Source organism: Nocardioides sp. LHD-245, assembly GCF_030929495.1.
Lineage (GTDB): Bacteria > Actinomycetota > Actinomycetes > Propionibacteriales > Nocardioidaceae > Nocardioides.
This window is the reverse complement of the sequence record NZ_JAVFWN010000022.1, coordinates 25,913-47,287: the sequence shown is the minus strand read 5'-3', so window position 1 is coordinate 47,287 and position 21,375 is coordinate 25,913. Positions and strand designations below refer to the sequence as shown.

The window sequence follows — 21,375 nt, the reverse complement described above, 5'->3', positions numbered from 1 at the left end:
AGCGCACGGTCCCCGCATGATCTCGATGAAGTCGTTCTGGACCGCACTTCCCGCCGAAGGCCGGTGGCTGCTGTCCACCGTCGCCGTCTCCACCCTGGGCCGCGGTCTCGTCCTGCCCTTCACCCTGATCTACCTCCACGAGGTGCGCGGGTTCGGCCTCGGCATGTCCGGCCTGCTGATGGCCGTGATCGCCGCCGCGGCCTTCGTGGTGACCGCACCGAGCGGCGCCCTCGTCGACAGGTACGGCGCCCGGGTGGTGCTGCTCGCCGGGCAGTCGGCGATGGTGGCCGGCACCCTGCTGCTGGCGTTCGCGACCACGCCCGCGGCGGCCACGGTCGCGCTCGTCCTGATCGGCATCAACTTCGGCGCCTCGTGGCCGGCCTTCAACTCGCTGATCGCGACGGTCGTCGAGGGAGAGGTGCGCCAGCAGTACTTCGGCGTCAACTTCGCCCTCACCAACCTCGGCCTCGGGGTCGGCGGCATCGTCGGCGGACTGTTCGCCGACGTGGGCCGGCCGGAGACGTTCACCGCGATCTACGTCGCCGACGCGCTCGCCGGGCTGGTCCCCCTCGCGCTCTTCCTCGGCCCGCTGCGGCACCTGCACGGCCGGGTCCTGCACCCGCCACGCGACCTGATGTCCGGTGCCGTGCCCGGCTACCGCGCCATCCTGCGCAGCCCGGCCGTGCGCTGGCTGACGCTGCTCACCTTCGTCGCGACCTTCATCGGCTACGGCCAGTTCGAGGCGGGGCTGCCGGCCTTCGCCCGGACCGAGGCCGGCCTGTCGACCGGCGCCATCGGGTTCGCCTTCGCCCTCAACACCTTCGTCATCGTCGCTCTCCAGTTCACCGTGATGGGGCGGATCCGCGGACGCCGCCGGACCCGGGTGCTCACGGTCATGGCCGTGCTGTGGGCGTGCGCCTGGCTGCTCGTCGGCATGGGCGCCCTCGCGCCCGGCAGCGCGCTGGCGGTCACCGGCCTGCTCGGGTTCGGCCTCGTCTTCGGCATCGGCGAGACCCTCCTGCAGCCGACCCTGCCGGCCATCAACAACGACCTGGCCGCCGACCACCTCCGCGGGCGCTACAACGCGCTCAACGCGGCGGCCGTCCAGGCCGGGACCGTCGCGGGTCCGATCGTCGCCGGGTTCCTGCTGGAGCAGGGCTGCGCGTCCGCGCTGATCGCGCTGATGGTCGTCGGCTGCGGCGCGATCGCGGTGGTCGCGACCGTGCTGGAGCGACACCTCCCGGCGACGGTCAACGGCCGGCCCGCCGTCGTACCGGAGCCGGTCAGGTAGCCGCCCCGGCCCGACTGGCGAACCACAGCGTGCGGTGCGTCCAGTCGCCGGGTCCGAGCCGGCGCCCCGAGCAGACCACGATGACGACCTCGGGCGGGCCGTCCACCGCGTCCCAGCCGGGGAAGCCGTCGCTGGCCAGGACCTCGCTGCGCTCGGACACCGTGTAGCAGGCCACCTGGCGTCCGGCGCCCTTCCCGGTCGCCAGCACGATCCGGCCACCGATGTCGAGCCCGGTGAGCAGCTTGTTGCCCATCGCGGTGCCGTCGGGCCAGGTGTGGGTGTTGAGCAGCACGTGGCCCTGCGTGGAGCCCGGCTCGACACCGCCGCGGTCCCAGGCGAAGGACAGCTTGTCCGAGACCGGCGGCACCCCGGGCACGCCGGCCGCGTCGCGGGGCAGCGCCAGGACCCGGGCCCCCTTCGCGACCCCGGCGACCGTGATCGAGGTCGGCGCGAAGCCGGCGGGCGCCTGCCGGGCGCAGGGATCGGTCGGCGTCGGCGCGGGCTCGGGGGTCGGGGTCGGCGTCGCGACCGGAGAGGGTACGGCGACCGGGGGCTCCGGCGCGTCACCGTCGCGCAGCGCGAGCCAGGCGAGCAGCAGCGCGACGACCAGCGCGACCACGCCCGACACGAGCGCGAGATCGCGCCGTCGGTGTCCCTCCTCCACAGCCACCCGCCCATTGTGCCCGTCGAGGGTCACCGTGGTGTCGGTGCCGTGCGGGAGGATGGCGCCATGGTGGACTCCCGGCAGTCGGATCCGCCGGGCGACCCGCTCGGCCGGTTCAGTGAGGCGACCCGCACGTGGTTCGGCGCGGCCTTCGCCGAGCCCACCGCCGCCCAGACCGGGGCGTGGGACGCGATCGCCCGTGACCGGCACACCCTGGTCGTCGCGCCCACCGGCTCGGGCAAGACGCTCAGCGCCTTCCTCGCCGGGCTCGACCGGCTGCTCACCACGCCGGCGCCCGACGACCGGCTGCACCGCACCCGGGTCCTCTACGTCTCCCCGCTCAAGGCGCTGGCCGTCGACGTCGAGCGCAACCTGCGCGCGCCGCTGACCGGCATCCGGCAGACCGCCGAGCGCCTCGACCCCGGCCGTCCGCTGCCCGAGATCAGCGTCGGCATCCGGTCCGGCGACACCCCCGCCAACGAGCGCCGCCGCCTCGCCACCCGGCCGCCCGACGTCCTCATCACGACGCCCGAGTCGCTCTTCCTCATCCTGACCAGCCAGGCCCGGGAGACCCTGCGCGGCATCGAGACCGTCATCCTCGACGAGGTGCACGCCGTCGCCGGCACGAAGCGCGGGGCCCACCTGGCGCTGAGCCTCGAGCGCCTCGACGCGCTGCTCCCCCGTCCCGCGCAGCGGATCGGGCTCTCCGCGACCGTGCGTCCGACCGAGGAGGTCGCCCGCTTCCTCGGCGGCACCGCGCCGGTCGAGATCGTCGCGCCGCCCACCCGCAAGGAGTGGGACCTGCGGGTCGAGGTGCCGGTCGAGGACATGACCGAGCTCGGCCAGGTGGTCCAGGACGACGACCCGACCGCCCCGCCGAGCCGGGCCAGCATCTGGCCCCACGTCGAGCAGCGTGTGGCCGAGCTGATCGGCGAGCACCGCTCCACCATCGTGTTCACCAACGGCCGCCGCACCGCCGAGCGGCTGACCGCCCGGCTCAACGAGATCGCCGCCGAGGTGACGACGGAGGGCATCACGCCCCCGGCCCAGATCATGGCGCAGTCCGGCGCGGCGGCCGGGGCGGCTCCGGTGCTCGCGCGCACCCACCACGGGTCGGTGTCCAAGGAGCAGCGTGCACTCGTGGAGGACGACCTCAAGTCCGGGCGACTGCCGGCGGTGGTCGCCACCAGCAGCCTCGAGCTCGGCATCGACATGGGCGCGGTCGACCTCGTGCTCCAGATCGCCTCGCCGCCCAGCGTCGCCAGCGCCCTCCAGCGCGTCGGCCGGGCCGGCCACCAGGTCGGCGAGACGTCGGCCGGCGTGTTCTTCCCCCAGCACCGCGGCGACCTCGCCCCCGCCGCGGTCGCCGTCGCCCGGATGCGCACGGGCGGCATCGAGGCCCTGCGGATCCCCGCCAACCCGCTCGACGTGCTCGCCCAGCAGGTCGTCGCCGCCACCGCCGCCGACGAGTGGGACGTCGACGAGCTGTTCGCCCTCGTCCGCCGCAGCGCGCCCTACGCCCAGCTCCCCCGCTCGGCCTACGACGCCGTGCTCGATCTGCTCGCCGGGCGCTACCCCTCCGACGAGTTCGCCGAGCTCCGCCCGCGGATCACCTGGGACCGCGTCACCGGTCTGATCACCGGCCGCCCCGGCGCCCAGCGGTTGGCGGTCACCAGCGGCGGCACGATCCCCGACCGCGGGCTCTACGGCGTCTTCCTGGCCGGAGAAGGCACCAACCGCCGCGTCGGCGAGCTCGACGAGGAGATGGTCTACGAGAGCCGGGTCGGCGACGTGTTCGCCCTCGGCGCGACCAGCTGGCGGATCGAGGACATCACCCACGACCGGGTGATCGTCACCCCGGCGCCCGGCGTTCCCGGCCGGCTGCCGTTCTGGAAGGGCGACACCGCCGGCCGCCCGACCGAGCTCGGCGAGGCGATCGGCGCCTTCACCCGTGAGCTGGCCGCGGTGCCCGACACCGAGGCCGAGGCGCGCGCCCGCGCGGTCGGTCTCGACGACAACGCGGCCGCCAACCTGGTCGCCTACCTGCGCGAGCAGGTCGAGGCGACCCGGGTGCTCCCCAGCGACACCACGGTGCTGGTCGAGCGGTTCCGCGACGAGCTCGGCGACTGGCGCCTAGCGGTGCACTCGCCCTACGGCACCGCCGTGCACTCCCCCTGGGCGCTGGCGATCAACGCCCGGCTGCGCGAGCGCTACGGCGTCGACGGGCAGGCGCTGGCCTCCGACGACGGCATCGTGATCCGGATCCCCGACACCGACGCCGAGCCGCCGGGCGCCGAGCTGATCGCGTTCGAGCCCGACGAGATCGAGGAGATCGTCACCCGCGAGGTCGGCGGCTCCGCGCTCTTCGCCGCGCGGTTCCGCGAGTGCGCGGCGCGCGCGCTGTTGCTCCCCCGCCGCGACCCCGGTCGCCGCTCCCCGCTGTGGCAGCAGCGGCAGCGGGCGGCCTCGCTGCTCGAGGTCGCGGCCCGCTACCCCGCGTTCCCGATCGTGCTCGAGACCGTCCGCGAGGTGCTCAACGACGTCTACGACCTGCCGGGCCTGACCACGCTCCTGCGCCGCGTCGAGCAGCGCGCGGTCACGGTCACCGAGGTCGAGACGACCCAGCCGTCGCCGTACGCGCGGACGCTGATGTTCGGCTATGTCGCCCAGTTCGTCTACGAGGGCGACTCCCCCCTCGCCGAGCGCCGCGCCGCCGCGCTCACCCTCGACCAGGGCCTGCTCGCCGAGCTGCTCGGGCGGGCCGAGCTGCGCGAGCTGCTCGATCCCGACGTGCTCGCCGAGGTCGAGGCCGAGCTCCAGCGCACCACCCCCGAGCGCCAGGTCCGCGACGCCGAGGGCCTGGTCGACCTGCTCCGGCTGCTCGGCCCCCTCACCGCCGCCGAGGTGTCGCTGCGCGCCCGCGAGGCCGCCCCGGTCGCCGCGTGGCTGACCGACCTGGCCGCCGCCCGCCGCGTGGTCGAGGTCCGGATGCCCTACGGCGACGCGTGGGCCGTCGTCGAGGACGTCGCCCGGCTGCGCGACGGCCTCGGTGTCCCGGCTCCGCCCGGCACGCCCGCCGCGTTCACGGAGCCGGTCGACGACCCGCTCGCCGACCTGGTGGGCCGCTACGCCCGCACCCACGGCCCGTTCACGGTCGACCAGGTGGCGACCCGCCTCGGCCTCGGCGTCGCCGTCGTCCGGCACACCCTCCAGCGCCTCGAGGCGCAGGGACGGGTGCTGTCCGGCGAGTTCCGGCCCGTCCCCGTGCTCAGCTCCGTGGGGACGGAGGAATGGTGTGACGTCGAGGTGCTGCGCCGGCTGCGGCGCCGCTCGCTGGCCCGGCTGCGCCACGAGATCGAGCCGGTCGAGCCGACCACCCTGGCCCGGTTCTCGACGGCGTGGCACCAGATCACACTGAGTTCGACGAGAGGGGCGAAGGGGCCGCGCGGCGTCGACGGCCTGCTCCACACGATCGAGCAGCTCGCCGGGGCGCCGATGCCCGCGAGCGCGCTGGAGTCCCTGGTGCTGCCCGCGCGGGTCCGCGACTACGAGCCGGCCCTGCTCGACGAGCTGACCGCGACCGGCGAGGTCGTCTGGTCCGGCCACGGCGCCCTTCCCGGCAGCGACGGCTGGATCTCGCTCCACCTCGCCGACCGCGGCCACCTCACCCTCCCCGAGCCCGGCCCGGTCGAGGACCCGCTCCACCAACGGGTGCTCGACGTGCTCGCGCCGGGCGGCGCCTGGTTCTTCCGCCAGGTCGCCGACCAGGTCGCCCGGGCCTGCCGCGACGCCGACGAGGAAGCGCCCTTCGACGACGCTGTCAGCGGCGCGCTGTGGGCGCTGGTCTGGAGCGGCCATCTCACCAACGACACCCTCACCCCGCTGCGGGCGCTCACCCGCTCCGGGCGGGCGGCGCACCGCACCCGCCGGGCGGCAGCCCGCCCCGGTCGCGTCGCCCGCACCGGTCCGCCCGAGACCGCCGGCCGCTGGGCCCTCCTCCCGACGATCGACACCGACCCGACCCGCCGCGCCCATGCGAGCGCCGAGCAGCTGCTCGAGCGCCACGGCGTCGTCACGCGCGGCGCCGTGGTCAACGAGCGGGTGCCCGGCGGCTTCGCCGCCGTCTACAAGGTGCTGAGCGCGTTCGAGGACGCCGGCCGCTGCCGCCGCGGCTACTTCGTCGAGGGGTTGGGCGCCGCCCAGTTCGGCACCGCCGGTGCCGTCGACCGGTTGCGCTCCTTCTCCACTCCGGTCGGCGCCGAGGCGCTCGACACCAAGCCCGCCGCGGTGGCCCTGGCCGCGACCGACCCGGCCAACCCCTACGGCGCCGCCCTGCCCTGGCCGGCGGCCGACCGGGAGCAGGAGGGCGGGCACCGGCCCGGGCGCAAGGCCGGGGCGCTGGTCGTCCTCGTCGACGGTGCCCTGGTGGTCTACGTCGAGCGGGGCGGCCGCACCCTGCTCACCTGGACCGAGGACCCCGACCTGCTCACCCCCGCCGCCGAGGCGCTGTCGACGGCCGTGCGCCGCGGCACGCTCGGCCAGCTGACCGTCGAGAAGGCCGACGGCGCCGCCCTGCTCGGGAGCGGCGGCCCGCTGCGCGACGCGCTCGCGGCCGCCGGCTTCGTGGCCACCCCCCGCGGACTGCGGATCCGTGCCTGAGGGGGACGCGGTCCGCCGTACCGCCGACCGGCTGGACCGGGCGCTGGCCGGCCAGGTGCTCACCGGCTCCGATCTGCGGGTCCCCCAGCTCGCCACGACCGATCTGACCGGCGCCACCGTCCACCGGACCGCCACCCACGGCAAGCACCTGCTCACCCGGATGGCGATGCCCGACGGCACCCCGCTCACCCTGCACACCCACCTCAAGATGGAGGGCAGCTGGCGGGTGATCGCACCCGGCGGCCGGTGGCCGGGACCGGCCCAGGACGCCCGGGCCGTGCTCCGCAGCGCCCGGGCCGAGGCGATCGGGTTCCGGCTCGGCCTGGTGGAGCTGCTCCCGACCGCCGAGGAGGCCGGCGTGGTCGGGCACCTCGGTCCCGATCTGCTCGGTGCCTGGACGCCCGCCGACGAGGCGACCGCGCTCGCCCGCCTCACCGCCGCGCCCGACCGGGCCCTCGGCGCGGCCCTGCTCGACCAGACCGTCGTCGCCGGACTCGGCACGATCTGGCTCTCCGAGGTGTGCTTCGTCCAGGGTGTCCATCCGCAGGCGCCCGTCGCCGCCGTCCCCGACCCCCTCCGGCTGTTGCGCCGTGCCCGGCAGCTGCTGCGCGCCGGCCTGGAGCATGGCCGGCCGTTGACCACCGGCGACCGGCGTGACCCGGTCTGGGTCTACCGGCGCCAGCGGCAGCCGTGCCTGCGCTGTCGCGCCACGATCGAGGCCGGTCCGGTCGGGGAGGCCGCGCGGCAGCGGACGACCTACTGGTGTCCCCGCTGCCAGCGCGCCGAGTGATCCGGGTCTCGTCGCGCCCACGGAACGCCGCCCACCACCCCATTCGTTGACGGTGCATGCACCGCCATCTCAACGGCCTCAAGACCGCCGGCCTGTTCGGCGCCATCTTCGCGCTGCTGCTCGTGGTCGGCGGCCTGATCGCGGCCGCCACCGGCAGCTCCGCGTTCATCTGGATCTTCGCGCTGATCGGCGTCGGGACGACGGCGTACGGCTACTGGAACTCCGACAAGCTCGCGATCCGGGCGATGCGCGCCTACCCGGTCTCGGAGTCGCAGCAGCCGGCGATGTACCGGATCGTGCGGGAGCTCTCCGAGCGCGCCGGTCAGCCGATGCCGACGCTCTACGTCTCACCCACCCAGGCGCCCAACGCGTTCGCGACCGGACGCAACCCGCGGCACGCCGCGGTGTGCTGCACCGAGGGCATCCTCGGCCTCCTCGACGAGCGCGAGCTGCGCGGCGTACTGGGCCACGAGCTCATGCACGTCTACAACCGAGACATCCTCACCGGCTCGGTGGCCGCGGCGGTCGCGGGCGTGATCAGCTCGGTGGCCCAGTTCCTCGCGTTCTCGTCGATCTTCGGCGGCGGCAACAACGACGAGCGCCCGAACCCGCTGGTGATGATCGGCACCGCCCTGCTCGCACCGTTCGCCGCCGCGGTCATCCAGATGGCGATCAGCCGCACCCGGGAGTACGACGCGGACGAGGACGGCGCTCGGCTCACCGGCGACCCGCTCGCACTCGCCTCGGCGCTGCGCAAGCTGGAGACCGGCACGGCTCGCGCTCCCCTCGCCCCGACCCCGCAGCTGCAGAACGCCAGCCACATGATGATCGCCAACCCGTTCCGCGCGGCCGACGTGCAGAAGATGTTCTCCACCCACCCGCCGATGGCCGAGCGGATCGCCCGGCTGGAGGCGATGGCGGGCCGCTGAGCCCGGGTGAAACCCGTCAGGCGGCGGAGGCGACGACCTCGCCGGCGCGGCGGGGCGTGATCGGGGTGGGCGCGGCGGCCAGGAGGGCCGCGGCCTCCTCGAGCGCCACCGCGTCGGCGACCTCGCGAAGGACATCGGACAGCGGCATCTCGAGCGCGTCGCACAGCGACGCCAGCAGCTCCGAGGACGCCTCCTTCTGACCACGCTCGATCTCGGAGATGTAGCCCAGGCTCACCCGGGCGGCGCCGGAGACCTCGCGGAGGGTCAGACCGAGCTCACCACGGCGACTCCGCAGGATGTCACCGAGCGATCGGCGAAAGAGCACCATCGCGATCTCCTCTCCGTCATTGCGCTGGGTGGATGTCCAGTCCTGGGCACAACGCTACCCGAGCCCCGAATCTTCCGGCGGCTGCCCAGCCCTTGAGCGCGCCGCGGCCAGCTCACCGGCCAGTGCCTCGATCACGGCGTCGACCGTCGCGTCCTGGATCGCGGACCGGTCGCCGGACAGGTCCAGCGCCACGGCTCGGGTGCCGGCGGGACCGGCCAGACCGACGTACACGGTGCCGACCGGCTTGCCCTCCTGCCGATCGGGGCCGGCCACCCCCGTCGTGCTCAGCGCGTACGCCGTCCCGAGCAGCCGCCGGGCCCCGTCGGCCATCGCCCGGGCGCACGCCGCCGACACCACGCCGTGCTCGTCGACCACGCGCTGCGGGACGCCGAGCACCTCGACCTTGATGTGGGTCTGATAGCTGACCACGCCGCCGGCGTACACGACCGAGGAGCCGGGGACCTCGGTCAGGCGCGCCGCCACCCGGCCCCCGGTCAGCGACTCCGCCGTGGACACGCTCGCGCCCGCCTCACGCAGCGCGTGGACGAGGGCCTCGGCCGGTGACTCCATGACCGCATCGTGTCACGGACCACCGACCGAGGCCCTCTGTCCCCGGCGCCCGGTCAGTCGCGTCGCGTCAGCGACGGACCACCATGATCTTCTTGACGACCTTCGCCGGCTCCTGGCTGGTACTGCCCAGGTAGGTGACCTTGATCTTCTTGATCCCCGAGGAGGTGAACGCCTTCAGCTTGACCTTCGCCTTGCCGTTGACGACGGTCACGGTGCGGGCCTTCTGGCCCTTGACCTTCACCTTGACCTGACCGGTGGCCGGAATGCCGTCCGCGCCGACGACCGCCACCTTGACCTTCGCCCTGGTCTTGCCGAGCTTGATCTTCTTGCCGGGCTTCACCTTGGCGCTCAACGCGACGGTCCCCTTGGCCACGGTCACCGCGACCCGGGCCTGGGTGCCGGTCTGGGCGCCCACCAGGGTCAGGGTCTGCGGGCCGGCGGGGGTCGACGACGGCAACGCCACGTCGATCCGCGCGGTGCCGGTCTTGTCGATCGCGGCGGCGCCGACCGTGTTGTCCAGCGTCGCCCTGCCGAGCACCCTGCCGCCGAGCCGGACCTCGATCTCGGTGTCCCTCAGGTCGGACGGGTTGGACATGCTCCACGACTCGACGTCGAACCTGACCCGGCCGCCGGCCCGGTAGCTCGCGTCGAGGTTGTGCACCTCGACGGCGCGCTGGGAGTAGTCGACCGGTAGCGCGGGACCGCCGGCGTCGGTGTTGGTGTCCATGTAGTGCGTCATCGCCTGCAGATCGGACACCCCCCACTCCGCCTTGCCCTGCGCGTTCCGGAACTCCCAGAACGAGTCTCCGCCACCGGCCAGGAACGCGTTGGCCGTGACCGAGTAGGTCTGGGTGGGCACGATCGGCTGGCCGTTGAGCCACATGCCGGTCACGTCGCCGACCCAGGTGTCGACCGGGGTTCCGCCCCCCTGCACGGGTACGGCGGGCGCCGGCACCTCGCGGTAGGTGTAGGTGAACCCCTTCGAGACGCCCAGGCGCAGGAAGTAGCGGGTCAGTCCGGAAGGGATCTGGGTGCCGTCAGGAGTGCGGGACCACTGCTGCTCGAGGATCTTCTCGATCTGGGCGCCGGTCAGGTCCATGTTGACCAGGCCGTTGGCGAACGGCTGGACGTTGGCCGCCTGCCGATAGGTCAGGTTGCGGACGGCGCCGGCGGCGGTGCCCTCCATCTCGGCGCGGAGCCCGCCCGGGTTCATGAACGCGATCTGCGCGCCGCCCTGCTCCGCCGGCGTCTCGGCCCGCTGGACCTCGGCGACCAGGTTGCCGAGGGTCGACTCCCCACCACGGTTCTCCGAGCCGTTGGCCAGCTTGGCTCGGTTGAACGGCCCGGCGATCGGGCCGAGCACCTGCTCCCCGATCGGGGTGGCGACGTCGACCGCCGCCTGCACGATCGGCGTGACCGCGGGGTCGGGCGTGTAAGGCGTGCAGGTGGTGCTGTTGCTGCACGTCTTGAGGTCGATGATCTCCTGGGACTTGGCTTGGACGCCGCCCGTGTCGGGGTCCACGCTGAAGACCAGCTTGTTGAGCTTCTGGCCGTACTGCCCTGCGGAGACCACCGGCCGCTCCGTGACCGGCCGGCTCGCGTCGACCCAGTCCTGGACCGGGAAGCTGCAGTTGTAGGCCAGGTGGGTGTGCCCGGACACGATGGCATCCACGTCGGCCGAGACGTTGTTGATGATCTCGGCCCACGGACCCGAATCGTCCATCGTCGCGCAGTCGGTCGACGGCGCACCCTCGTGTACCAGCATCACGACGAGGTCGACGTTCGCGTCCTCGACCAGCCGGGTCGCCTCGGCGTTGACCGAGTCGACGATGCTCTGCACCTCGATGTCGGCGATGCCGTCAGGAGAGACCAGTGTCGGTAGCGCCTCTGTCACGGCTCCGACGAAGCCCACGTCGATGCCGGCCATGGGCTTGATCCAGGAAGCCGGGACGGCCGGGTCGCCGGTGGCGCGCACCTTCAGGTTGGCCGCGATGTACTCCCACTCGGCGCCGCCCTCCGGGTTCGTCGCGGGGTCGTAGGCGGCCATCACGCGGTCCATGAGGTCGTCGTAGCCCTGGTCGAGCTCGTGGTTGCCCACGGCCGAGACCTCCAGGCCCGCCTCGTTGAGGGCGTCGATGGTCGGCTTGTCGTTGGAGACGAAGGACTCGAAGGTCGACGCGCCGATCAGGTCACCGGCGGCCGCGAACACCGTGTTGGGGTTCGCCGCCCGCAGGTCCTTGACCGCCGCCGACAGGATCGCGGCACCGGCTGCGGCCGAGGTCGGCTCGTTGAGGATCCGGCCGTGGAAGTCGTTGGTGCCGATGATCTGGATGTCGACCGGCGCGGCGGCCCGCGCCGGCGGGGCCGCCACCGCACCGAGACCGGAGACGGCCAGGCCGATCCCGAGCGAGCCGAGGAGTAGGTGTTTGGCTGATCGCATGTGTCCCTCCCGAGGACTGTCGATTCGCTGGACTTGAGAGGACGTTGGAGGAGGTGCGTGCTCGGCGCCGAGACGCTCAACGCACCACCCGGACCTTGGTGACGCTCTCGGCGGGTGAGAGCAGAGCGCTGCCGGCGTAGCTGACCTTGATCCGCTTGGCGCCGGTGGAGCTGAACGCCTTCAACCTCACCTTCGCCTTGCCGTTGACGACCATGACCGTCCGGGCCTTCTGCCCCTTGGCCTTGACCGTGACGCTGCCGGTGACGGCGACCCCGTCCGGGGTCGTGACCGTCACGAACACCTTGGTCCTCGTCTTGCGGAGCTTGATCTTCTTCGGCTTCGTCTTGACCGAGACGGTCGCGGAGCCCTTGGCCACCGGACCGACCTGGGCCGAGACCGCGGTGGCATCAGCGTGGCCGGCGGCACGAGCGGTCACGCCGACCGTGATCCGGGTGCCGACCTGGCCGCCTCCCAGCACCAGCGTGCGACCGGTGGCACCGGGGATCGGCACCCCGTCGGCGTACCACTGGTAGACGACCGAGTCGGGCTCGGGCTCCCACGTGCCCGCACTCGCGGTCAGGGTCTGGCCGATCCGCGCCACCCCGGAGACCGTCGGCGGTGCCTGGTTCACGACGGGTGTCTCGGTCGGCTCCTGCCCGCCCTCGATCTGGATGATCACGGGGACCGAGGTTCCGGTGGTGGCCCCCGAGACCGTCAGCTCGGTCGTGCCGTTGAAGACGTCCTCCGGAAGGGTCACCGACACTGTGGCCGTGCCGTACCTGTCGTAGGGCTGCTTGCCGACGGCATTGTCGACCGCGAAGGCGTCGAGCAGCGTGCCGCCGAGTCGAACCTCCACCTCGCTGTCCTGCTCGTCGCCGGGCGCGGACATGGTCCACGACCCGACCTCGAACGCGACGGTGTCGCCGGGGCCGTACGACGCCGGCGCGTCGTCGGGCAGGGTGATCTCGACGCCGCGTTGGCTGTAGTCGACCGGCAGGGCGTCGGTGTCGTACTGCTTCATGTACTCGACCATCGCCTCGAGGTCGACCTTGCCGGTGTCGACCTTCTGGGCGCCGTCGGCGAACTCCCAGAAGTTGTCGCCACCGCCGCCGAGGAACGAGTTGACCGTGACGGAGTAGGCCCGGGCTGCGTCGACCGGCACCCCGTCGAGCCACATGCCGGTCACCTCACCCTGGAAGGTCTGCACCGGAGCGGAGTTCGGGGCCGTCACCGTCTCCGGCGTCTCGTCGTAGGTGTAGGTGAAGCCCTTCGACACGCCGAGTCGCAGGAACGGCCGTGACGGCACGCTCCCCGTGGCCGTGCGCTGCCACTGCTGCTCGAGGATCTCCTCGAGCTGGGCACCGGTCAGCTTCATGTTGACCAGCGTGTTGGCGAACGGCTGCACGTCGGCCGCCTCGCGATAGCTGAGGTCCACTTCCGTGCCGTTGGCGGTGCCGTCCATGTCGGCACGGAGGCCGCCCGGGTTCATGAACGCGATGTCGGTCTCGATGCCGGCAGCGTCCGTGGCCCAGCGCTGCACCTCGGCGATCTGGTTCGACAGGGTCGACTCGCCGCCGCGGTTCTCGAGATCGGCGTTGGCCGCGGACTTGTAGGTCGCCCGCTTGAACGGTCCGGTCATCTTGCCGAGGATCGTGGCGCCCTCGGCGGCGGCGAAGGTCACCGCGTCGTCGACGATGGCCTGCACGGTCGGGTCCGCGGCGTAGCCGACGCCGGCGGCGGCGATCACGTCCTGGCTGATCGCCTCCAGGTCACCGGACGTCTCGTCGAACTTGAAGACGAGCTGGTTGAGGTTGGTGCCGTACTGGCCGGCGGAGACGACCGGCCGCTTCTTGACCGTGCGGCTGCTGTCGGCCTGCCAGTCCGGCACGGTGTAGCGGCAGTTGTAGGCCAGGTGCGTGTGACCGGAGATGATCGCGTCGACGTCGGAAGACGTGTTCTGGACGATGTTTCCCCACACCGTCGCCGGGTCGGTGAAGCTCGCCGAGTCGCACTCGGTCGTCGGGGCGCCCTCGTGCACCAGCAGGACGACGATCTCGGCGCCCGCGGTCTTCAGCTCCTCCGCAGCCTCGTTCGTCGCGTCGACGACGTCGGTGACCGTGATGTCCTCGATGCCGGCCGGGTTCACGAGACCGGGGAGATCCTCGGTCACCGCGCCGACGAAGCCGACCTTGACGCCGTCGAGCGTGGTCGCCCAGGTCTCGGCGAGCTTGTCCTCCTCTGCCACTCCGGGGGCATAGTCGAGATTGGCCGCGATGTACTCCCAGTCGGCCCGGTCGCGGATCCGGCCCTCGAGGTCGGCGTACCCGCGGTCGAACTCGTGGTTGCCCGCCGCCGAGACGTCGAGGCCCATCGCGTTCAGGGCGTCGATGGTCGGCTCGTCGTCCTGGATGAACGACTCGAAGGTGGAGGCGCCGACCAGGTCGCCGGCCGCCACGAAGGCGGTGCTGCCCGGCGGGAACTGGGCCTCGAGGTCCTTGACCGCGGAGGCGAAGGGCGCCGCGCCGGCCGCGTTGCCCGCGTCCGGCAGCAGGCGACCGTGGAAGTCGTTGGTGCCGATCACCTGGATCTCCTTGTAGGAGGTCGGGGTGAAGTCGGGCACCTCGATGCCGACGATCTCGGGGTTGTGGTCGGAGGTCGCCCACGGCTTGTTGGGCAGCCAGAAGTCGGTGACGTTGTAGTTGTAGCGGCTGTACTGGAACGACGCCGCCTCGTTGGCGTTGATCTCCCAGATGTCGGCGCCGGTCACCATGTCCATGGCGGCGGGGTTGCCGAGCACGTGGTCGAGGGAGCCGGACAGGCCTTGGTACGAGTAGCTCTCGTCGCCCTCGTCTTTCGACTCGATCAGCGTGTAGTCGGCTCCGGTGAGGACACCGATCGGGTCCTCCTTGGTGTACGAGTTGAAGTCACCGGCCAGGAAGACCGCATCGACGTCCCGCTCGGCGGCGAAGTCGTTGGCGAATTGAACCAGCCGGGTGGCCTGGCGGACCCGGTCGCCGTTGAACGCACCCACCTCGCCGTTCTGCGCGTTGTCGCCGGTCGCCGGCGGGATCGGCGCCGGGTTGTCACCCTTGGACTTGAAGTGGTTGACGACGACCGCGAAGCCGTCACTGTCCGGCGCACCCTTGGCCTTGAAGACCTGGGCCAGCGGCTCGCGGGCGTTGGCGAACTCGGTGGTGCCGAACAGGATGTCCGACCCGCCGACCGGCTCGACCTTCGCGACCTTGTAGATGAACGCCGGACGGATCACGTCCTGCTCGGCCACCGCGGCCGCCGTGAGCGCCTCGCCCGGACTCCGCACGTACGCCCAGGTGCCCGCCCCCGAGGCGTCGTTGAGGATCTGGACCAGACGGGCGACGGCGTCGTCCCGGTTGGTCTCGCCGGGCAGCTTGATCGAGTTCTCGACCTCCTCGAGGCCGATCACGTCGGCCCCGAGCGCGTTGATCGTGTGGACCAGCTTGGCCTCCTGACGGGCCAGGCTGGCGGCGGTCGCCGCACCGCGCGGACCGCGACCGTCGTTGTCCTTCGACTCGTCCTTCTCCGTCGTCGGGTCGTCGAGCAGCCGGACGCCGCACGAGTCGTTCCCGATGCGCTGGGAGGTCCCCGGGCCACGATCGGTGTAATAGGTGCAGAAGGTGTCCAGTGGCGGGTTCTGCAGCGGACCGGCGTCGGTGTAGGCCTCGCCGGTCGTGTTGAAGTAGTTGAGGACGTTGAAGGTCGCGATCTTGAGGTCGCCCGTCCTGCCCGGCGTCATCGTGAGCACGTCCGCGGGGGTCGCGTCGGCGGCCCGCGTGTCCTCGAAGGTCGCGACGTCGGCACCGTTCTTGAAGACCGGCAGTCGGGGTTGGAGCTTCCAGGCGTTGTTGCGATAGTCGAGGATCACCGGCTGGTGGAGCGTCACGCCGGCTCCGACCCGTGGCGGTGCCGGGTTCGCGTTCCCGTCGGCCCCGGTCAGCCACGGCACCGGCTGGGCCTTGGTGGCCTGGTTGCCCAGGTAGTTGACGCTCGTGCCGTCGTCCAGCACGACGGAGCGCTCGGCGTTCTCGTCACGGATCGCCTGCACCGCGGCGGTGTCGCTGGGCGCCGCGTGCTCCGTGGGCTGCCGGAGCGGCTCGTCGCCGGTGGCCAGCCCCACCTCGCCGTACTGGTTGGTGGAGTAGGCGTTGGTGACCGTGAAGTCGTCGGTCGGGTCGAGCAGCATGCCCTCGATCGCCTCGCGACCGGCTTCCGTGGTCGGGTACGCCGTCGCGAGCGCCGTGACGTCCGGCAGTGCCGCGCCGAGCTCGACGACCCCACCGGTCGGGGCGTTCAGCTCGGTCAGGCCGAAGAACTCACTGATCTTGCCCGTGGCCTGGACCGAGTCACCGACCTCCAGGTCACCCGGGATCGCGCTGGCGCCGTAGACGAAGATCGCGTGCGACCCCCCGGTCGGCACGCTCCCGCCGGTGCCGCCGGTCTGCAGGTAGAAGCCGTCGAAGCCGTTGTTGGCGAAGCTCGGGTCTCGGTAGATGCCGGTGACGATGCCGGTCGTCGAGACCGTCTCCTCCCCCGGGTCCGTGCCGGTCGGGGGCGCATACGGCGAGCGGTCGCCCGTGCCCTGGAGCTGGGCGATCGGGGTGATCGGCAGGGGGGCCTGGACGGTGATCGTGAAGGTCGCCGTCGCGGTCGCCGGAGTGGGCGTCGCCGAGTCGGTGGCCGTCAGCGTGATCTCGACCGGGCTCGGCGTGACCGTCGTCGGCGTGCCGCTGATCTGGTTGCCGACGAGGTCCAGCCCGTCCGGGAGGTCTCCGCCCGTCACCTCCCAGGAGTAGGGCGAGGTGCCGCCGGTGGCCTGGAGCGCGACCGGCGCGATCGCCTGATTCTGCGTGAAGGTCTTGTTGCCCGGGTTCGTCGCGGCCAAAGGGTCGGGCTCGACGACACCACCGGTCGTGATGTCGATGTTGTCGATGCCGATGTGCTCGTTGCTGCCGGTGGCGTTGTCGAGGGTGATCACGCGGACGAAGACATCCGCCTGGTTGTCCGCCGCGGCAGGCAGTGCGGCAGCCACGTGAGTGGACGTCACCGCGGTATTACCGGGGCCGGTAGCGTCAGTAACGTAGCCGCCCGGGACATTGACGTAGCTACCGGACGTGCCGACGCGGTACTGCAAAGCCACCCGGGTCGGCTGGTCGTCCGCACTGCTGTCCAGGTCCTGGACGTCGTAGGCGACGCCGATGCCGGATTCGCCGGAGGTGTCCAGGTGGAACGCCAGTAGCGGCGTCGTGATGGTGCCGGTGGCGCTGAGCGCGACGGTCTTGTCGGTGGCCGAATGGTAGGCCAACACACCGCCGTTGGAGTTCGTGTTCGGCGTGTTGCCCGCGAGCGGGGTCAGGGCCGACGTCAGCGTGCCCTCGGCGGTCAGCAGTCCGACCTCGGTGGTGTTCGGCTGGTTGGACGGGGAGATCGAGACGCCCGTCGTGAAGCCCTCCACCCCGGGGAAGTCCGCCCAGGTGCTCGCAGCTGTCAGGCCCGACCAGTCCTGGCTGTACGGGAAGGACGAGATCTTGGCCGACACGCTGGCCGTCGCGGGCGTTGCCTGGAGCGCTGTCAGCCCCGAGACCGCGAGAGCTGCGCCGAGGGTGGCGAAAAAGAACTGCTTCACAGAACGCATGAGCTTCTTCCGAGGTCGTCAAAGCGGCAAAGGACAGCCGATCGCGCGGGCCCGAGATGCTGGCGAGAACGGAGGGGAAGGGTCCTTAACCTAGGCTGATCCCTGGTTCCGCTGGCAAGGGGCTGAGGAAAACCAAGTGACGAAAAGGTGACGACAAGCCGTCAGATTTTGCTCTTGCGGACCGTCGCTCCGCAGGATCTACGTCGGCTCAGGAAGCGGACGACTTGCGGATGTCGTGACGCTGCTTCCAGACGTCACGGAAGAACTCGTAGCCCGACCACAGGGTCAGCGCGAAGGCGACGAGCAGCAGCGCGATCGCGACGCCGTAGGTGATCTCCCCCGGCACGTCGAGCCAGCCCACCTCGTCGCCGACCTCGAGCAGCGGCAGGGTGAGTAGGCCCAGGGCCAGCGCCTGGGCGACGGTCTTCCACTTGCCGCTCTGGGCGGCAGCGATGACGACCGACTTGAGGACCGAGAGACGCAGGAGCGTCACGGCCCACTCCCGGACCAGGACGACGACGGTGATCGTCCACATCCACCAGGTGTCCATGATGATCGAGAGGCCGATGAAGGCCATGCCGGTGATCGCCTTGTCGGCGATCGGATCGGCGATCTTGCCGAAGTCGGTGACGAGGTTCCGGGCGCGGGCGATGTCACCGTCGACCTTGTCGGTGACCATGGCGACGAAGAAGATCCCCCATGCCACGGTCCGCCAGGTGATCGAGTCGCCGCCGTCGTGCAGCAGCACCCAGCCGTAGACCGGGACCAGGATGATCCGCAGCGTCGTCAGGGCATTGGGGAGGTTCCAGTTGCTCGGCTTGGCCGCGGCCGGAGTGGCCCCGGTGCTGGTCCCGGTCATCACTGTCCTCCTGCCGGCTCGGCGATCAGGTCCACGCCGTCGGAGTCGACGACGACGGCCCGCAGGAGGTCACCCACCCGCGCGTCCGGTACGCCGAGCACCCGGGTGGCGCCGTCGACCTCAGGGCCCTGCTGGGCGGCGCGTCCCTCGACCGTGCCGTCGCCGGTGCCGTCGGGGTCGAGCTCCTCGACCAGCACCTCGACGGTGCTCCCGATCCGCTCCTCCGCACGCTCGGACGTCAGCTCCGCGACCAGGTCGTTGAGGTGCTGGACGCGGGCGCGGATCTCGTCGTCGTCGAGCTTGCCGTCGAGCTTCGCGGCCTCGGTGCCGTCCTCGTCGGAGTACCCGAACACGCCGGTGACGTCCATCCGCGCGGCGACCAGGAAGTCGCACAGCGTCTGGAACTCCTCCTCCGTCTCCCCCGGGAACCCGACGATGACGTTGGAGCGCACTCCCGCCTCGGGCGCGAGCGCACGCACCTGGGCGAGCAGGCCGAGGAAGCTGTCCGGGTCGCCGAAGCGGCGCATCCGGCGCAGCACGGTCGCGCTGGCGTGCTGGAACGACAGGTCGAAGTACGGCGCCACGCCCGGTGTGGTCGCGATGGCGCGGACCAGGCCCGGCCGGGTCTCCGCGGGCTGCAGGTAGGAGACCCGGACCCGCTCGATGCCGTCGACCGCGACCAGCTCGGGCAGCAGGGTCTCCAACAGGCCCAGGTCGCCGAGGTCCTTGCCGTAGGAGGTCGAGTTCTCCGAGACGAGGAAGAGCTCCTTGACCCCCTGCCCGGCGAGCCAGTGGGCCTCCTGCAGCACGTCGGAGGGACGCCTGCTGACGAAGGAGCCGCGGAACATGGGGATCGCGCAGAAGGTGCAGCGCCGGTCGCAGCCGCTGGCCAGCTTGAGCGGCGCCATCGGTCCGCCGTCGAGCCGGCGACGGATCGCGGAGCGACCGGGGATGGCGATCTCGACGTCGGTGTCGGAGGCGACCGGTGCCTCCACCGCGGCCTGACGCTCCGCCGGGCTGATCGGGAGCAGCAGCCGACGGTCGCGCGGCGTGTGCGGGTGCGGGCGCTCACCGGCGAGGATCGAGCGCAGCCGGCCGGAGATGTCCTGGTAGTCGTCGAAGCCCAGCACGGCGTCGGCCTCGGGCAGCGAGTCGGCCAGCTCCGCGCCGTACCGCTCGGCCAGGCACCCCACCGCGACGACCGCCTGCGGTCGTCCCGTCTCCTTCAGATCTGCCGCGGCGAGCAGGGTGTCGATCGAGTCCTTCTTGGCCGCGTCGACGAAGCCGCAGGTGTTGACCACGACCGTGTCGGCGTCCTCGGGGTCGTCGACCAGCGCGAAGCCGTCGGCCGCGAGTCGGCCGGCCAGCTCCTCGGAGTCGACGTCGTTGCGCGCGCAGCCGAGGGTCAGGAGGGCCACCGAGACGGGGTTCGTGGATGTGCTGGTCATGTCCGGTCGAGGATACCGGCGAGCGTGGGCCGGCCGGCATTCCTCAGCGGCGTCAGGGCGCCACGACGGTCTTCGACACCTCAGCACCGGTGTCGCCGAGCGCCTGCGGCTGCCTGCCGCCGATGGCGTAGGTCACCGAGCCGTCGGAGCTCCAGATCCGCGCCGGCGGCACCACCTTCAGCTCGGAGGTCTGGCCGAAGGCCAGGTTGCCGTCGAAGACGATCTCCCCCGCCGCGTCGCGGATGACCAGCTGGGCGCCGCCGCCCGCCGCGGTCAGCGTGAGCTTCACGGGGTCGCCCTTCGCGGCGGCGGCCTGGGAGACGCCGCCGCTCTGGTTCAGCACCGGGGTGTCGCCGACCGGGGCCGGCCCGCCCATGACGAGCTTGGCGACCGACCACACCAGCACCGCCCCCATCACCGCGGCGACGAGGACCGACCAGTTGCGTCCTCCGCGGGTGCTACGGATCGCACCGCCCGCGCCGGTCGCCAGCTCGGCCTCGAACACCCGGCGCGGGTCGACCGGCGCGTCGGCGTAGGTCTCGTCGTACGACGCCACCAGCGGTCCCGCGTCGATGCCGAGCACCCGGGCGAGGGTGCGCAGGTGCCCACGGGCGTAGAAGTCGCCCCCGCAGGGAGCGAAGTCGTCGACCTCGATCGCCTCGATGACGTGGGGCCGGATCCGGGTGCGCTCGGAGAGCTGGTCGATCGTGAGACGGAGCCGGTCGCGCGCGGCGGCCAGCTGCGGACCGATCACCGGCTGCGCGGCGGGCCGCACGGCCAGGTCGTCGAGCACGACCGTGACCGAGCCGGTGTCGTCGGCGGCCGGGGTCGCGACGACCGGGGGGACGACCTGCGCCCGGACCAGGGTCGGCCGGTCCCTCTCGACCCGCGCCGGCAGCACCGTCGGGCGCTCCGGCGCCGGCGGCTCGTCCTGCTCGCCGCCGTGCTCCTCGACCGCGGCGAACTCGTCGGTGCTCTCGGTGTCGGCGGCCAGCACGACCTCGCCGGTGTCCTCGAAGTCGGAGCCGTCGTGGACGGGCTCATCGAGGACGGGCGCGTCGAGATCGGGCTCGCGCCGACCGGCGAGGCCGGCCGCCACGCGCGCCGCGATGCCGCGGCGCTCCTCCGGTGCGTCCGGAGTCTCGTCGGCGTACAGATCGCTGAGCTGCGGCACCGAGCCGGAGCGCTCGGGGACCTCGTCGGTCATGTCCGGCACGACCTCGACCACGTCGGCCCGGCCGTCGGCGAGCTCGGCCAGCACGTCGCTCAGCGAGCCCGGCTCGGCGCCGACCAGCCGCGTGGCCAGCGTGAGGGGGACGACGAGCTGCTGACTGTCGTTCCCGTCGACCAGCAGGTGACCGTCGCGGACCAGGCCCCGACGGGGCAGGTGCTCGAGGCAGTCGATCTCGGGCCACGCGATCCCCCGCCAGGTCGCGCCCTGGCGCAGTCGGACGCCATGCTCGTCGGCGACCAGCAGCGGCGCCCGGCCGTCGACCAGGGCGGCGACGTGAGCGACGGTGACCAGGGCCAGGACCCCGAAGGTCACCCAGTCGAGGGTCGTGCCCCCGGTGAAGGCGCGCACCGCGAAGGCGACGGTGAGCAGCGCCGAGAACCCGCCGACCGACGCGGACAGGGCGACATTGCGGCGGACCTCGATCCCCTGCACGACCCCCTGATCGGTGGACTGCTCGGCGGGCTGCTCCGGCTGGCTGACGCTCTCGGTCATCTC

At 72.3% G+C, this 21,375-nt stretch carries 12 protein-coding genes; 4 read left to right on the top strand and 8 right to left on the bottom strand.

Features of this window, described 5'->3' with window-relative positions; translation table 11 throughout:
• Positions 1-16: 16 nt before the first annotated feature.
• A complete protein-coding gene (locus RB608_RS26080) occupies positions 17-1,291 on the top strand; it encodes an MFS transporter (RefSeq protein WP_308091013.1) in 1,275 nt (424 codons plus the stop codon).
• Here the strand turns inward: RB608_RS26080 and RB608_RS26075 are convergent.
• Positions 1,284-1,961, bottom strand: coding sequence for a class F sortase (locus RB608_RS26075; RefSeq protein WP_308091012.1), 678 nt, complete (start codon positions 1,959-1,961; stop codon positions 1,284-1,286). The genes RB608_RS26080 and RB608_RS26075 overlap by 8 nt on opposite strands.
• A gap of 60 nt (positions 1,962-2,021) precedes the next feature.
• Between RB608_RS26075 and RB608_RS26070 the strand changes: the two genes are divergently transcribed.
• The 3 genes from RB608_RS26070 to htpX are packed head-to-tail and all read left to right on the top strand — an operon-like array spanning position 2,022 to position 8,333.
• Positions 2,022-6,614, top strand: a complete 4,593-nt coding sequence (locus tag RB608_RS26070) for an ATP-dependent helicase (protein WP_308091011.1) — start codon at positions 2,022-2,024, stop codon at positions 6,612-6,614.
• Positions 6,607-7,404, top strand: coding sequence for a DNA-formamidopyrimidine glycosylase family protein (locus tag RB608_RS26065; RefSeq protein ID WP_308091010.1), 798 nt, complete (start codon positions 6,607-6,609; stop codon positions 7,402-7,404). The genes RB608_RS26070 and RB608_RS26065 overlap by 8 nt, the downstream gene beginning before the upstream one ends.
• Positions 7,405-7,460: 56 nt before the next feature.
• Positions 7,461-8,333, top strand: coding sequence for a zinc metalloprotease HtpX (htpX, locus tag RB608_RS26060; protein ID WP_308091009.1), 873 nt, complete (start codon positions 7,461-7,463; stop codon positions 8,331-8,333).
• A 16-nt stretch (positions 8,334-8,349) separates the two neighbouring features.
• Here htpX and RB608_RS26055 read toward each other — a convergent pair whose 3' ends face one another.
• From RB608_RS26055 to RB608_RS26025, 7 genes are all read right to left on the bottom strand, one after another.
• Positions 8,350-8,661: a helix-turn-helix transcriptional regulator gene (locus tag RB608_RS26055; protein WP_308091008.1), complete on the bottom strand. Its 312-nt coding sequence runs from the start codon at positions 8,659-8,661 to the stop codon at positions 8,350-8,352.
• 54 nt (positions 8,662-8,715) lie between these two features.
• Positions 8,716-9,231, bottom strand: coding sequence for a CinA family protein (locus tag RB608_RS26050; protein WP_308091007.1), 516 nt, complete (start codon positions 9,229-9,231; stop codon positions 8,716-8,718).
• A 67-nt stretch (positions 9,232-9,298) separates the two neighbouring features.
• Positions 9,299-11,671, bottom strand: coding sequence for a bifunctional UDP-sugar hydrolase/5'-nucleotidase (locus RB608_RS26045; RefSeq protein ID WP_308091006.1), 2,373 nt, complete (start codon positions 11,669-11,671; stop codon positions 9,299-9,301).
• Between the two features lie 76 nt (positions 11,672-11,747).
• Positions 11,748-17,339 (bottom strand): ExeM/NucH family extracellular endonuclease, encoded by a 5,592-nt coding sequence (locus tag RB608_RS26040; RefSeq protein ID WP_308091005.1) that lies wholly within the window; start codon positions 17,337-17,339, stop codon positions 11,748-11,750.
• Positions 17,340-17,547: 208 nt separating this feature from the next.
• Positions 17,548-18,198: a CDP-diacylglycerol--glycerol-3-phosphate 3-phosphatidyltransferase gene (gene pgsA / locus RB608_RS26035; RefSeq protein WP_308091004.1), complete on the bottom strand. Its 651-nt coding sequence runs from the start codon at positions 18,196-18,198 to the stop codon at positions 17,548-17,550.
• Positions 18,198-19,646 carry a 30S ribosomal protein S12 methylthiotransferase RimO gene (gene rimO, locus RB608_RS26030; protein ID WP_308091003.1) on the bottom strand — a complete coding sequence of 483 codons (1,449 nt, stop codon included), beginning with the start codon at positions 19,644-19,646 and terminating at the stop codon, positions 18,198-18,200. The genes pgsA and rimO overlap by 1 nt, the downstream gene beginning before the upstream one ends.
• Before the next feature lie 52 nt (positions 19,647-19,698).
• A complete protein-coding gene (locus RB608_RS26025) occupies positions 19,699-21,372 on the bottom strand; it encodes a helix-turn-helix domain-containing protein (protein ID WP_308091002.1) in 1,674 nt (557 codons plus the stop codon).
• Positions 21,373-21,375: the final 3 nt, after the last annotated feature.

Excerpts from the sequence above, each read along its gene's own strand:
- RB608_RS26080 (WP_308091013.1), top strand. The coding sequence starts at position 17 with ATGATCTCGATGAAGTCGTTCTGGACCGCACTTCCCGCCGAAGGCCGG.
- RB608_RS26070 (WP_308091011.1), top strand. The coding sequence starts at position 2,022 with ATGGTGGACTCCCGGCAGTCGGATCCGCCGGGCGACCCGCTCGGCCGG.
- htpX (WP_308091009.1), top strand. The coding sequence starts at position 7,461 with ATGCACCGCCATCTCAACGGCCTCAAGACCGCCGGCCTGTTCGGCGCC.
- RB608_RS26055 (WP_308091008.1), bottom strand. The coding sequence starts at position 8,661 with ATGGTGCTCTTTCGCCGATCGCTCGGTGACATCCTGCGGAGTCGCCGT.
- RB608_RS26050 (WP_308091007.1), bottom strand. The coding sequence starts at position 9,231 with ATGGAGTCACCGGCCGAGGCCCTCGTCCACGCGCTGCGTGAGGCGGGC.
- RB608_RS26045 (WP_308091006.1), bottom strand. The coding sequence starts at position 11,671 with ATGCGATCAGCCAAACACCTACTCCTCGGCTCGCTCGGGATCGGCCTG.
- RB608_RS26040 (WP_308091005.1), bottom strand. The coding sequence starts at position 17,339 with ATGCGTTCTGTGAAGCAGTTCTTTTTCGCCACCCTCGGCGCAGCTCTC.
- pgsA (WP_308091004.1), bottom strand. The coding sequence starts at position 18,198 with ATGACCGGGACCAGCACCGGGGCCACTCCGGCCGCGGCCAAGCCGAGC.
- rimO (WP_308091003.1), bottom strand. The coding sequence starts at position 19,646 with ATGACCAGCACATCCACGAACCCCGTCTCGGTGGCCCTCCTGACCCTC.
- RB608_RS26025 (WP_308091002.1), bottom strand. The coding sequence starts at position 21,372 with ATGACCGAGAGCGTCAGCCAGCCGGAGCAGCCCGCCGAGCAGTCCACC.